This window comes from Cupriavidus sp. DF5525 (genome assembly GCF_040149425.2).
Taxonomy (GTDB): Bacteria; Pseudomonadota; Gammaproteobacteria; order Burkholderiales; family Burkholderiaceae; genus Cupriavidus; species Cupriavidus pickettii_A.
In genome coordinates this window covers 2,926,829-2,941,369 of sequence record NZ_CP168265.1, presented here as the reverse complement: position 1 = coordinate 2,941,369, position 14,541 = coordinate 2,926,829, and the positions used below count along the sequence as shown (strand labels likewise).

At 56.2% G+C, this 14,541-nt stretch carries 7 protein-coding genes and 2 pseudogenes; 5 read left to right on the top strand and 4 right to left on the bottom strand.

Annotated features, from left to right (window positions below; all coding sequences use genetic code 11):
- The first annotated feature begins 9 nt into the window (after positions 1–9).
- The gene (locus ABNX08_RS13745; protein WP_349606869.1) at positions 10–1,161 is read left to right on the top strand and encodes an ADP-ribosylglycohydrolase family protein; all 1,152 of its coding nucleotides are present in this window, start codon (positions 10–12) and stop codon (positions 1,159–1,161) included.
- 166 nt (positions 1,162–1,327) lie between these two features.
- Complete coding sequence (locus ABNX08_RS13740) at positions 1,328–1,927, top strand: hypothetical protein (RefSeq protein WP_349606867.1); 600 nt, start codon at positions 1,328–1,330, stop codon at positions 1,925–1,927.
- A 609-nt stretch (positions 1,928–2,536) separates the two neighbouring features.
- On the opposite strand, the gene ABNX08_RS13735 is transcribed toward ABNX08_RS13740, so the two are convergent.
- Positions 2,537–3,514, bottom strand: coding sequence for a tyrosine-type recombinase/integrase (locus ABNX08_RS13735; protein WP_349606865.1), 978 nt, complete (start codon positions 3,512–3,514; stop codon positions 2,537–2,539).
- Between the two features lie 1,147 nt (positions 3,515–4,661).
- Positions 4,662–4,760 (bottom strand): annotated as a pseudogene (locus ABNX08_RS13730) (ATP-binding protein); the annotation flags it as partial.
- Between the two features lie 412 nt (positions 4,761–5,172).
- Here ABNX08_RS13730 and ABNX08_RS13725 point away from each other — a divergent pair.
- Positions 5,173–6,420, top strand: coding sequence for a hypothetical protein (locus tag ABNX08_RS13725; protein ID WP_349606863.1), 1,248 nt, complete (start codon positions 5,173–5,175; stop codon positions 6,418–6,420).
- Positions 6,421–6,730: 310 nt separating this feature from the next.
- Here the strand turns inward: ABNX08_RS13725 and ABNX08_RS13720 are convergent, their stop codons facing one another.
- Together ABNX08_RS13720 and ABNX08_RS13715 are read right to left on the bottom strand one after the other, a co-directional pair.
- Positions 6,731–10,102 (bottom strand): caspase family protein, encoded by a 3,372-nt coding sequence (locus ABNX08_RS13720; RefSeq protein WP_349606861.1) that lies wholly within the window; start codon positions 10,100–10,102, stop codon positions 6,731–6,733.
- 268 nt (positions 10,103–10,370) lie between these two features.
- Positions 10,371–10,624: pseudogene (locus ABNX08_RS13715) on the bottom strand (IS110 family transposase); the annotation flags it as partial.
- Between the two features lie 281 nt (positions 10,625–10,905).
- On the opposite strand from ABNX08_RS13715, the gene ABNX08_RS13710 reads away from it, so the two are divergent.
- Positions 10,906–11,982 (top strand): hypothetical protein, encoded by a 1,077-nt coding sequence (locus ABNX08_RS13710; RefSeq protein ID WP_349606859.1) that lies wholly within the window; start codon positions 10,906–10,908, stop codon positions 11,980–11,982.
- Between the two features lie 144 nt (positions 11,983–12,126).
- A complete protein-coding gene (locus ABNX08_RS13705) occupies positions 12,127–14,319 on the top strand; it encodes a hypothetical protein (protein WP_349606857.1) in 2,193 nt (730 codons plus the stop codon).
- The last annotated feature ends 222 nt before the right edge of the window (positions 14,320–14,541 follow it).

Genomic DNA, 14,541 nt, shown 5'->3' with positions numbered 1-14,541 from the left:
TGGGATCATATGACGACTGCCATCAAGAACGAAACGCCAAACCAAGCTGCGAACGCTGCCGACCTGAGTATGACCAGCCGCTATCGCGGGTGCCTGCTGGGCGGCGCGGTTGGGGACGCCCTGGGGGCGCCGGTCGAATTCATGTCGCGTCAGGAAATCCTTGGCACGTTCGGGCCTGACGGAATTACCGAATTCGCACCGGCCTACGGTGGCATTGGCACCATCACCGACGACACACAGATGACGCTCTTCACGGCGTCGGGACTGATAGGTGGCTGGGTGCGGGGCGTCACGCGGGGCATGGGCCGACTTGAAGGCCCGGTCGCCGGCGCGTATTTACGATGGCTGCAAACGCAAGAAGTTGAGCCCACGTGCGATATGACCCCCGGCCCTGGTGGACTTGGCTGGCTATTCGAGCAGAAGCTACTGCACAGTCGGCGCGCGCCCGGCAATACTTGTCTATCGGCATTGCGCGACATGGAGCGCCGGGGCGTCCCCGCGACCAACAAAAGCAAGGGCTGCGGCGGCGTGATGCGCGTCGCGCCCGTCGGTCTGTTCACACTTCGGTGGCCTTCGATGAGATCGCCCAGGCAGGCGTTTCGCTTGGGCACCGCACTCGCTGCCCTGACGCATGGGCACCCGACCGGATCGTTGACGGGAGGCGTACTGGCCGTACTTATCTACGAGCTGGCGAATGGGGCCACGCTACGCGCCGCGCTGGCGGTCGCCAAATCTAACTTGATGCAGCATGCTGGCCACGAGGAGACCTTGCAGGCGATCGAGCACGCAGAGGCATTGGCCGCTTCCAATGTGTCGCCGGCTAGCGCCGTCGACAGTCTTGGCGAAGGATGGGTTGCGGAGGAAGCCTTGGCCATTTCCATATATTGCGCGTTGATTGCCCGGGACTTTCGTCAGGGGGTAATACTGGCTGTGAATCACGATGGCGACTCGGATTCCACAGGTGCAATTACCGGCAATCTGCTGGGGGCCCAACTTGGCGTGGAGGCGATTCCACCCGCGTGGCTCGAGCAGCTTGAGCTACGCGACGTTATAGCGGAGCTCGCTGATGATCTGGCTCGATTCCCTTCTTGGGACGTTGGCATTGACGCTGTCGACGAATCGTTTGCCGAGCACATCTGGAGAAAATATCCGCCGCACTGAAGAAGGAATGCCAACTCTTTGCGGCAGTGAATGCAAAGGGCTTCGAGGTGGCCGTTCCGCCAACCAGCAAGCATTGTCCCAATGGCCACCTTTCCGTTCAAGAAGGTTCGCGGCGTGCCGTTAGCAACGTCGACCGCCATCTGGAGTCACCCATTGGGTAACCAATATGACCGCCGAGCACGTTACCACAGACATGCAAGAATATTTCCACAACGCGTTTCCTCGAGAGCTCGCGCGTCTCACGTTGCGTCGTCCGAGTGGGATCGTCGCGCGCGAGATCATGGAGGACAACCATGCCCTCTTCTTCGGCGGTGAGGCATGGGCCAGCGTGGTTACCGATTTGGCGGGCATTCCACGGGGTCATCGTACGAACTTTGTCCACAGTCTTTTCATGATCACACTGACGGACCAGTGCCTCTATACGTACCGGCGTGACCTGTATCCGAAGTGGCGAGCACGGACGCGATTTCCGAAGTTTGGCTGGAGCGGATTCGGCCCTCATCATGAGAACCCCCTGTACCTGCTCTGGGCGCCAGAAAGAGATGGGCTAATCGATACAAAGGAAGCTGTCTCGCGGATGCCTCGGTTCGTCGCGTTCCTGGTCGCCGAAACGCAACGGTATTTCGAATCGTGTGGCTTCGATCTGGATGTACGAAATTACATGCGACTGATTCGCGAGGATACCGCGTACAACCTGGACAAAGGTGTCCTCATTCCATGCTTCAAGCAAGCGTTTGAGCGCGTAGCGGCCGAAATGGACCTTTGACGCGAATCCGCGACGGCGATTCTCGGGGTTTCAAGTCCGAGCTCCGCGTGGAGCTTGCCGCCAAGGGCCTTCGAGCCGCACTTGGTGTGCGTCTCTTCAAAGCCGCTCATCTCTATGGCCGGCCGACCATCCTCGGCCGGCCAGCCAGCGCTGGAGTCGCGGCGCTGTACTTCTCCAGTGCGGGAAAGTACTTCAAAAAGACATCAATCACGTGGCGGGATTGCGCCGGTTATGCTGCCCAAGGCGCGAGAAGTACTGCAATAGGACGTCAACTGGACGCGCGGCCTGGAAACTGACCGTCAAACCCCTTGCAGTCACTTCATTGACGTCCCGCAGACATACTCGTGCGGTACTTTCGCCCGCTCGGGAATGTCAGTGCGATGCTTCCAGTCAGGTGCTAGAGCTTGGAGGCGAGGATGATGCTCAGTGTTGCCGTTTGCGTTGCCGAAGGTGGGCAGGCAGCACGTTCCTATCCGATCAAGTGGTCATTGCGCGGCATGGAGTGCGACGCGCCGCTGGCTAAGCTCCCGGCGAAGGCATGCGGCAGGTCGCGCCTCGCATAACCCCGGCGCCGGTGCCAACGCCACTTGGCACCTCCCCGATGGCGTGTCAGTAATTCACTTTGAAGCTCGGTGAGTTCTCAGGCCGCTGGTGCCGGCGGTCGTAGAGGCGCGTGGTGGAAATGTTGGCGTGCCCAAGCCACGCCTGGACCTGAGCCAGGTCGGCGCCATGCTCAAGCGCACAAGTCGCGGCGGTTGCACGGAGGCCATGTACGCCTAGGCCGGATACGGACAGGCCGGCCCGTGCCGACCAAGCCTGCACGATCTTGTATACCCCATCCGGTGTCAGCGTTGCACCTGCGGTACGCAAGGACTGGAACAGAGGTGCGTCAGGGGTGCTGCCATGGCCCGCCAATTCCAGATAGGTGTACAGACGTTCGGCGGCCTGCGGGTGTAGCGGCAAATGACGTATCTTTCCGCCCTTGCCATGGACACGGAAGTGAAGTAGGCCGCTACGCAGAAGGACATCTCGCACACGCAGCGCACAGAGTTCAGTTCTGCGCAGCCCGTGAAAGAGGAGCACCGCGAGCAGTGCGCGGTCGCGCGTTCCCTTGGCTGAATCGATCGGCGCCACGTCGAGCAGGGCACGCGCTTCGTGGTCAGCCAGTGCTGGCGTCTTGCCTTCGGTGCAGTCGACTTTCGGGCGGCGCACACCTCGTACTGGATTACTGGACACCGCATGGCGATCGCACAGGTAGTCGAATAGGGAGGACAAAGCGGCTAATTTGCGACGAATTGTCGATCCCGACAATGAGCGGGCCTCGAGGGACGCCCGCCACGCGAGTACGTGAGCGCGCGTGACCAGCCGAAACTCCCCAGTTTCCGCGATGCCCGTGTAGGCCATAAACTCAGAGAGGTCAAGTCGGTAGGCGCGGCGCGTGCGTAGGTTGCCCAAGTTCGCGAACCACTCGACAGTGAGCGGTGCCGCGGCAAGCTCGTGGAACCGGGCGGCGGTGAGTCGCGGACCGAGATCGAGTTCGGCATGACATATTGACTGCGTGCGTGTGGGAGGCCGGGCGTCAGACATTTTCCAATCCTGAAGGACTGCTGCAGGCAACCGAGGTAAGTTTCCCGGTCATGCCACGTGACATGACTGTATCGAGTTTGGTCTTGCAAGCAAGAATGTGTCCGCACCGTGCCCATGGTGTCGTCGGGAAATGTGGGATCCGAAGAAGTGGTGCGCGGGAAGGTCGGTCAAACCCAGGGGGCAATCGCGAGGTTTGTTCGCCAGGCAATCAACTGTCAATTCGGCAGTTTGCTTCGACGCGGTCTGCCGCAGGCTGGGGGCTCGACCAACCTTCGCTGGTCGATCCAGTCGGTCCCGGGGAGGGTGCTCCTGAAGGGCCGGGGTTACGTCGATCGCGCTATTGATAACCGCTTCTATCAATAGCGATGGACGGTCAAACAGAGGACCAGGACCCTGGCGCAGGTTGGTGGGGCACGCCTCCAAATGACGCCATTGGTCGATCCGAGAACTCGTCGATCGCCAGCAGAATTAACCTTTGCAAACCTGTTTGACGGCAATTATTGGTAATGGTCCCGGCAGAGCATCGTTTTCTGGGACGGCAGGCTTCCCTGATGTCTCCGCACCTAAGGAGGCAGGCAGTCTGCTCTTTCCGGACCAATCGTTGTCCCCTGTGCATAGACGGAAGGCTGCCTTCGCTCGAACCGTGCGAGCACAGGGTGAATATGTAGTTCGACGCCATGAAAGAGGATATCGACGTGATCATGCGCATTTGTACCCCCGATCAGGCGGGTAAGCGTAATAGGGACTGAAGCTGTTGGGTTGGGAGTTGCCGGTCACGCGACAACTGCATTTGAACCTGGGGCGGTCGCCCGCCGCCCGTCCGTGAAGTCCGCTTCTAGCCGGTAAGCGCCTGATCCACCTGGCGGTTCGACGAACTGATCGCGGGAGGCAGAAGTCGACCCGTTTGCGTCCTTCAGAAGTTCTAAGGTAGATGGCCGGTCATTGTTGCCTAAGCGGTCGTACTCTCCCTCCGAACGAATTGAGAGCACGAGGCGCTCGAAAGTTGTTCGATAGGTCGCGTGATTCACTATGGGCAGCCGTTCTCTCGGCAAGAGACATAGCTCTTCATCTGCGGTCGAGCCGTCCCGAGCTTGAAGTTGACGAACGCGGTTGGATTGACACTTGTCATCCGAACCATTCGTCCGGTGGAGCGCCGCATCAGGCGGTCAAGGACGGTGGTAGCCATGGTGTTGTCGCAGAGGTACCGCCCCCGGTCCTGCACCGCGCGGGTGGAGGTGACGATGATTCCTTTTGAGATCGAAGGCAAGAGCCACCGCCTTAAAGAGGTCGCTACCAAGCCTGTTGTTTCTAAGAAAGCCGGCTCATAATTTGCCGATCCTGCCTGGGGGAATTAGCTGCCCACAAGTGGGTGCGGAAGCTTTAAGTGATCACCGGGCCTCATAGAAGCGTGAAAACATGCCGAAAGTCCCGGACGCAAAGCGATGTGGCCGCACGCGGCAGACGAAAAGGAGAAGAACATGCGGATAACATTAGCCTCGCTGGCTGCCCTCGGACTTGGACTATGCCTGCTACTTGGTGGATGTGTCGGCGCACGCAGCTATCAGACGACGCAGGGTTCTTTGCCGGCGGTGGATGGACGTTTGCCGCCGCCGGCACCCGCCGAACACAAGCGGTTCTGCCCCACTACGGATGCATGCGTGGTCTTCGTCGAATTCGACGACTACGGCAATCCCCTCAATCGTGCGCAAATGCTGGGGGCTGTCGATGCAGCCAGCGAGTTCGCAAGTGCGGGTGGCACGGTACTTGTCTACGTACATGGTTGGCATAACGATGCACAAGACAAGGCTCCCAACGTCGGAGGTTTCAAGGAATTGATCGAGCGCGCTTCGAAGATCGACCGGAACTTCCGCCCCAATCACGATGGGAGTGGCAAGATCCTTGGCATCTATGTCGGATGGCGCGGAGATTCGATTCCAAGCACGGGGTTCTGGACACCGTTAAGCTATCTGCTGACGTTCTGGAATCGCAAGAGCGCCGCGCACGATATCGGTGCCAGCGGCGGCGTGTACGATCTGCTTTCGAGATTGAGTACCTTGCGCGAGACACACGGCCAGTCCCGACTGTTGATCCACGGCCACAGCTTTGGCGCGGCCGTCGTGTTTTCTACGCTGTCCCATACATTGATGGATCAGATCCGACTGGACCGGGTCGCATCGCCGGACACGCCACCGCGCGTGGCGGATCTCGTCCTCCTGGTCAATCCGGCCTTCGAGGCGATGAAATTACGACCGCAGATGGATCTGGCACGCAGCCAGGAATATCTGCTGGATAACCCGCCGCGACTGGTCATTGTGACCACCGAGGCGGACTGGGCGACCGCGAGCGCCTTTCCGCTGGGGCGCGCGTTCGGCACGCTGTTCGATGCCTACGCGGATGCACAAGCCCCGTCCCAAAACACGACCGCGCTCGGCCACTACATCCCGTATGTGACGCACCAATTGACGAAGCCGCAGGGCGGCATGTGCGACGGCGCCAAGGCGCGCACGGACATACCGCCCACACCGCAACTGCAATCGCCCACCGCGCCTGAAATGATTGCAAATTCCACCCGAGCGCTGATCGACAAGAACGAACCCACCTGGTGCGTGCCGGCTCTGGCCATGATCGATGGGGCGATTCCCTTGCAGCTTCAACGCTGCGACGAACCCGGCCAGTGCGCGGTCGTCGCCGGCGATCACTACATCCGCAGGGGACTCATGGCGCAAGGCTATGTGCCATATCGACTGCCGATCATGAACATTCGCACCACCGAAGACGTCAGTGCGGGGCATACGGACATCAGAAATCCGGTACTGGAGAACTTTGTGCTGCAGTTGCTGGCTTTGGCCCTACAGAGTCCACATCTGGTGCCGATGGCTCCCGTCGCACCCATTCAACCGATGTAGTAATGCCTGGGCCAAGAGATCAATTCGGTCCGCGCTGCGCGTCGATCACTGCGAAGTACTCGGTACCGCTCGCAGCTCGACCGCGCAATCGAGTTCGGGGGGACCGATGCGCCGCAGCCATGATGGCGGGTCGAGTATCGTCAGCGTCAGGCGCATCCCTGCCGACCCCGCCTGCAGCATCCTACATAGTGCGCCGATCGGCAACCCGTCCCGAGCGGAATCGATAGCTGATGGGGAATGCGGGAGCGGCCTGCTTGCTCTTTCACAAACGCGTTCACGCTATCGAGATCGAAGCTGAAACAGTGTCATATCAGCGCAAAACGACGTTATCGCTGAATTTTCGGAAATCAAAAATTGCAGGGGTTTGCGCACGTCGGACTGTTTCTAAGATCGCTGTCTGATCTAGTGTCAATCCTCTTCCAGCTAACTGAGGCTGCGCTTCCAGGGGCCGTAGCTTGCCTGAAACAATGTCGCCGTACAATTCTGGCACTCGTTTCGCGCCGTATTGCAACCAATTTGTTAATGTAATGCGGTCGGTGCCATCTGTTGCCGCGAGTCTGTTGTTCAGCCCCTCCTGAACCAGAGCGTAAGTCAACAATCCATGCTGTAGTTGCGCGCTCTCGAGAGCCACATTGTTTGCCTGCGTCGCCGCAAGAATCAGCATGCCCTTGTCATAGGCGAGTTGACCGAGGCCACGATCGCCCATAGGACCAGGTTTGAATTCTTTGGGGATTCCTGCCGCTGAGTAACAGGCGTCGATTATCATTATGATTGCTCCGGCGTCAATATCTTTTGTCCACGTAGCGATGTCGTCCGCCGAAATCAACTTTCGCAGATCGACGTTATCGCTCAGGCCTGAGTCAGATGGAACGAGATAAAATCGGCTTCTTTGATCAGAATAGCCGTGCCCGGAATAGGAAAATATGATGATATCGTCCGGAGTTGCTTTTTCAATTTGGTCGAAGTTGATGCCAGACTCTCTCGCAAGCTGCTTGAGTTCATGGTTGCGCTTGCCGGCTATTGCATCCAAAACAGCGTGGATATTTGCTTTTGTTGCTTGTATTGAGTTTCTCGAAGCGGTATCGGAGATAATGGAAATAGGGATCACGTCGAATCCCTTTATGTGACCAAGCGCCGCAGTCAATGCCCGCGCATCGTTTGCGGCAAAGCTTAGGTTTCGGTTCGGATCGTCGTAACTATTCACTCCAACGCTAACAACGAAAGCGCGGGGAACGCGCGACGAAACATCGACTGGTACTACGTATTTTGTGTATTCAGCCGTTTCACTCTTTACTCTATCCTCATTGAAACTGTATGCAGAAAAGTTCACTGCCTTTCCGCGGTCTCCAGCGGCAAGCCGCACTGTGAAGGTGTGAACGGCTCCGACTCCAGTGTTCGTTTTTGGCACGAACGATCTTCGGCGCCATTCTCGTAAGCTGCTGCCGCCAACCGTATCGACAACCCTTCTGGGCCACTCTCCAACCATTTGACCATTTCGAAACAGTCGAAGAGCATAGGCAGCCGTCCGCGTTTTTCCATTTCGTTGTGAGCGGTCTTCTTGACCGGTTACCTCAACACTAACCAAAGCGGAATCCGCACTGACTCCTCGACGAACGCCAAGAATCCTGACTGCGGGCTGGACACGGTTCAATTGAACCAATGGAGGTACTGGATCGAATCCGCCGGCATCGTTATTCAGCAAACGAGATAGAAGACCAGGTTCGTAGTAGTGTCTCATGAAAATGTCCGGCTTTAGCGGTCTCATGGGATCGTCAGGCATTATCCATTGCATATTTCGAAGCGCATCGATCGAATTTGTGTCAAAGCGCCCATCCGGGGTTGAAACCAGCCAATCGCGTTTTGAAAATGTCACCACGCTCAAAAGCTCGACATAATCTCTACTCCGAAAAATGCGGGTCGTGCCGTTTGCGTTGCCAACAAGCATTAGATTTCCATGGCGAAGAAATCCTACGGCGGTCACCCAAAAAGCATTCGCACGAAGATGAGCCAGTTCGCTCCCAGTTGAACTGTCCCAAACGCGGGCCGTCGTGTCCCAGGACCCCGTTAGGACGGTATTTCCATCGGGAGACCACGCCACCGATGAAACAAGCCGCGAATGTCGTCTTAGAACGAGAGGCTCTGGTCCGTATCTTATCTGCCAGATTATCGCTATCCCATTGCCGTATCCGGCGAGCACACGCTTACCATCGGGGGAGAATTTCGCGGCGAATACCCAACCATTGCCTTTCGCCTTCAGAGTCCGCGTGAGTTTCCCCGCTTTGTTCCATATACGTACTGTCCCGTCTTTCCCGTAAGTAAGACTCTGCTCGCCGTCTACTGAATAGTCTGCACCTAGAACCTCTGTGTCGTTGCTTTCACTGTGCCCTTTTGAAGTCCAGTTAGTCGCGCCGGAATCACGGGTGTAAGCAGTCAATTCACCTTTATCGTTGGTTGTCAGAATTTCCTCTCCACTCGGAGACACCGCTATGGGCAGTAAGTCGTTCCTCTTTATGTTAGATGGGCTAAGAGGCTTTGGTCGTGGACGCACGCTTGAATCGCACTCTATCAATGACGTCTTACGATTAAAGTCCCTACCCAAAACAAATCGGCCATTGGCATAGAGATAGCTTGTGGTAGTGGAAAGGTCCATGGCTTCGAACGGCGCCCCGCGTTTAAGATTCCACTCCCACACGTATTGGCCCCAGTCACCGACGAAAAAACCGTCGCACTCGCTCGGTGCAGAAACGGAGGTAACACGTAACATCGGGGCATTGAGCGTGGCCCACCACGTCTGGTGCGAAACACTCCAGAAGGCGACCCGATTATTTGCTTCATATGCGACAGCAACCTCCATTCCGTCGCTTGAAACAGTGAAAACGCTCAGCGTCTCCTCTTTAAGGATCTGCATGTCTATCGATTTGCAAATTCCTCTGAAATTACATCGGGAGATGGCTCCATTCCATCGCAAAATGACAAATTCATCATCATTTTTTGTGAAAAAGCTTCCAAGTATTTTATCTGGATCGGGTAGCCTAACATTGACAATGCTTCCACTATTTCGATCCCAAAGCTGAACACCTGACTTCGATGAAACCAGTAGCCGTCTTGCTCGACCGCCATCAGATGCAATCGCGCTTAATTCTTGCAGATTCGTTCGAATCTCCTTAATTAGCTTGCCCTTGCTTAATGCCCAGATTTGAACGTTCCCTTTATCGTCGGCGACGATGAGCTCATTTTTGCCAGAATAGGCGTAGGCGATTGCCCGTGAGCGAAGAATGATCCTCTTCTTTTCTTTTGCACCGTTTGTATCCCATATCCGGATCGTGCTGGGGAACTCTTTATCAGCGCTCAAGACCAATCCGGCGTTCCCGAAGAAGCGAACGAACTCGACCGAATCTTTATGTTCGTGGAAGCTCTGTCGCTCCTGTCCGGTCTCGACATTCCAGATGCGAGCGGTGCGATCAGCGCTGCCAGACAGCAGGCTTTTATTATCTACGGAGAAAGCTAAAGTAAGGACGTCCTTTGTGTGGCCGGGTATAACCCGAATAAGCGAACTGGTCTTTCGATTCCAAACTCGAATCATGAAATCGCTTCCACCGGTTGCAACAAGAGAACCATCCGGCGATATTGCAAGTGCCTCAACAGATCCCGAGTGACCAGTGATCGGCTCGAGCGAAGGCATGGCGCTGCGTCGTGAGTCTTGGTTTGAGGCGGCTCCCTGGCAATTCTGAGCGAAAGCCAAGCTGGTGCACACAAGCAAAAGCAACGCAAGCTTCAGCCAACCGCATGACATATGAGACTCCTAGCATAACTGGGCGAAAAACGTCTTAGGAAGATTTTCAGTCCTTGGTTACAAATAGCATAGTCTGAAAGCGCAAGCAGGCGGAAGGTCGGCATAGCGGTAACCCAGTATGCACGGGTGGACGTGGTGTTCTGCCGCGCAAGAGACCAGTGCGAGCCTTCACGAACCCTTGATGCGCACGATACAAGGCCAGTACGCCTTGCTGCTCGACTGCCTTGACAGGAACAAATCGCATGCGTGGTCTGGCCTCGGCGTCCGGCGGCTTCGTTCTTGTTGATCTTCACATAGCGCTTCACGGACTGCGTTGCCATCAGCCGCACTTTATACCCGAGGCACTCGAGCGTGCGGGCGTAGTAATGTAGCGCCACTACCAGCCTCCATGCCAATCGGGCATGGAGCTAATCAATTGGTGTGAATCTGTCAGTGCGAAAGCGCACAGATTAATCGGTCTTACGTTTGAAGATCTTCATTGAACTGGCGCATCCGTATGATAAAATTTTTTTATTTAGAATTAATTGCAAAATTAATAAATACAAAAGCGATACAAATTTTATTTGCATCCCGGTTCCTGTAATTGTTTTATAAGTAAATTCTACTTGCACCGTTTATGCGGGCAGTAAAGGTAGGTATATTTTATTTTGACCAATAACATTTAAACAAATATATATTCAGGATCTGCATCCATGTATAAGCCCAGAGATATTGTAAAGCTAAGGCTGGTACTCGTCCTGTGCGCGGTTTTCCTTGCAGGCAGGACGTACGCCCATGACTATGGACAAGCCCTCACGGACGGGAATTCGCGCTGGGCCAGACAACTGGCCATCCTGGATCACGCCGGTCTGGACAGCGCCCAACTGGATGCATCGAGGGGCGTGCTTCGACGAAGCTGGCTCTGGCACAAGGAGAAGCTTCAGGTTTGTGTCGGACCTTCAACTTACGTCGACGGACATCTCGATTTCCTTCGGAAGATTCGGAACGCGGCGAATGAATGGCTCGCTGACGCAAAGACGAAATTTGACTGGGGCGACGACTTATTCCGGCGATGCGATAAACCGGACACTTCACGAAGCGACATTCGAGTGTACGTCAATGAAGGCACTCAGCAAGCATACTATGGCGTGCTCGGTTCCAACGGAACTAATATCGACGTTCAGGGTTATCCTGGCTACAGCGTTGTTCTGGCATTCCCCGACCGGCAGACATACGGTTATCTATTTCAGGATGAACCAGTGCCCAATGCGGCGAACTGGAAATTCTACGTCTTACATGAGTTTGGCCATGCCTTGGGTTTTCTGCATGAACAGCAGCGCATCGACTGCAGATTCAACGAGTCGTGGCTCGTAAGTCGACGCAATCCTCCACTGCCGCGAGCCTTTATCCAGAGCCAGATGGCTATGATCGGAGATCCACTCGCAGCATACCCCTCCGATGTTATACGTCAGACGGCCGAGTTTGTCGGTACAGGCTACGATAATTTGTCGGTCATGCAATATAACGAAACGGACAAGGACGCATTCATGGACGGCGATAAGAGCCCGTGTTATCGGCCTGCACCCGTTTCGGAGCTTTCCACACGGGACAAGATGGCTGCAAAATTCGCCTATGACGGTTCGGGACGTGCACTAGTTGTGCCTTCGTCCGGGAAGCCCGTTCTCGAGGCGATAGCATTCGATTCAACTGGAAAGCCTGTCAGACTATCGGCTAATGCCAGGCGGGCACTTCTGAAGGCATTCGCGGTAAAAGACCGCGCATCCCCTTGATGAGAGAGATGCGCCTGCGAAGAATGTACGTGTCAGCAAGCGGCGAACGTATTGATGATCGCCCTCCTTATTGTCTAAGGGAGCACTCGAACAATGATTCACGCTCTTCCGATCCAATCAAGATGCACGCCATGGCCGGGGTGCTTGCCGACCTGGCTTGCCTTCATTTGTGTGTCGATTGCTCGATTCACACGCAAGCCATATTCAAACAAGATCGCGCTGTTCAAGTCGGTGGTGCTCGTGCTTTTAGTCGCAGCAGCATTAGTGCCGACCTCCTGTCTTGCGCATAAGCTAGCTCTGCTGATCGGAGTATCGACATATTCTGCACTACCCTCGGTCAATACCCTCAAGGGACCGGGTCCTGACGTGCGCATCATGCGGGATCAGTTGCTCCCGCTGCTTGGGTTTGAGCGCGACCATATCAAAATCGTCGCAGATGGAATACCCGGCGCGCCACGACCAACAAGCGCCGCGATTCGAGGGGAGGTCAAACGGCTGATCGCCACAGCAAAAAACGGAGATACGGCGCTCATTTATATGGCGGGTCATGGATCTCTCCTGCCGGCGAACCCCGATGAGATTGGCGACCGTTCCGTTGATACATTTAACGCCATTTTTCTGCCGTCGGACGTGAAGCCTGGTACCGACGCATTACCTGAAAACGTAATCTTGAATCACGAGATCTCCGGATGGGTGGCAGCGCTTCGCGACAAAGGCGTCTTCGTGTGGTTGGTGGTTGACGCCTGTTACTCCGGCTACATCGACCGAGCGTTGATCCCCGGTTCCAACGCGCGCGACCGGATGGTAGCTCCGGAAATGCTTGGCATAAAGCCGCGCACGAAATCGAGCGTGCGGACGACCGCGGCGGAACCGAAGTTGCGCGGATTGGAATCGTCACTACTCGAGCAAACCGGACAACCCAAAGCGGGCTATGTAGGGTTCTTCGCGTCCCAGTCGACCGAAAGAACGCCTGAATATTCGATGCCGGAGGCCAAATCCGAGGTTCATGGTCTGTTTACTTACACGCTGGTTCAGGTTGTCGGGAAGAACCCTTCGGGAACTTTTGCTCAGTTTCGTGATGGCTTGTTGCGTGAGTACGCGCTGATGCGGCGCGATAGTCCAACACCCATGGTTGTCGGCACGAAGCTGGACGCCTCGATAGCGGGATCCAGCAAGCCTATCCGTCAATGGCGCATCATCGATGAGCCGGACCGCGGCCTGGTGATTGGCGCCGGGCAACTCAATGGAGTGAACAAGGGTTCAATGCTCTCGGTGGTCAAGGATCCTTTCTCTCTTGACGACCAGGCACAGGGCGTTGTCACCGTGACTGATTCGACGGCGACCGAGAGTCTGATTTCACCGGTGCCGACCAAGGGTCGTCCCAGCCTCGACCCGAAGAGAATCGCAAATTCATTTGCTCGACTGAATGAGCCGGCGATCTCTTTGACGCTCAAGGTCGGATTGCCTACCACTGCGTCCGTCAGACCGGAGTCGGCCAAGACGGTCGAGCTTCTCGTGAAGAATCTTCGGAGCACAACCCAGTTGGGGGGCATGAACAGCGCGCACGTCGATTGGGTGGACGCGGGAAGCCAAGCCAGCGATATCACTCTCGTGGTTGATGAAAGCCGGGTGTGGTTTGCCGCTTCCGACGGATCGTACATGAAGGATGGTGGGCGCCCGACATATTCGATTGAAATAGGCAACGATCCAGCCAGCCTTGCTAATCGTGTCTGGAATGGGCTCCAGCGGATGGCACGCGCAACTAATCTGACCCGGATAGGCACTCTGTATTCTGCAAAGCGCTTGCCGGATCTGGAAGTTTCGTTGCACGTAACCACGAAAGCGACGGGGCACACGGAACAGATCAGCCCGGGAAAGGTCACAAGTGTCTCGAACGGTGACAAGCTGGAACTGGTTCTTTCCAACAGATCGAGCTTGCCAGTCGATGTCACGGTGCTTTATCTCGACAGCGACTTTAATGTCCACTGCCTGTTTCCAGTTGGTGGGCAATCACCGCGACTGCCCGCTGCGTTGGGCGTCAAGACTCTCAACGCTACCTTTGACTCAAAGACTACCGGTTTTGAGCACCTGTTAATAATTGCATCGCAGGCGCGGAGCGGGCAGCCACCCGCCGACTACGCATTTGTCTCCGATTCGCCCTTGGAGCAAACGCGTGCCCTCGGTGGTCGGGGCCTTGAGGACGCGGTCGCAAAGGCGGGTTTCTCGCGCCTTGGTACACGAATGCTCATTGCAAATCGGCAAGATTCTGCGACTAGCTGGATCGGCGACCTGCCTTTCGTCGTGTCGCCAAATAGGCAGAGTAGGGGATCGCGGTAGGGACGGGGGTACCCAGTCGCCCCCCGAACAGATCTGTATGGGCAGAGCTACCGCATACGACTCCTCCCTTGAGTCATGACGCCAAGAAGCGCCGTGTTGGGTAATGATGCTGAACGCGAACTGACGGTACATACGGCGCGACCTGTCGGAGCAATCGCGTTCCAAGGCATTCTGCAAGATTGCCCACGCCGTCGAGGGCTTGTAGCCAGGCACGGCAAACCC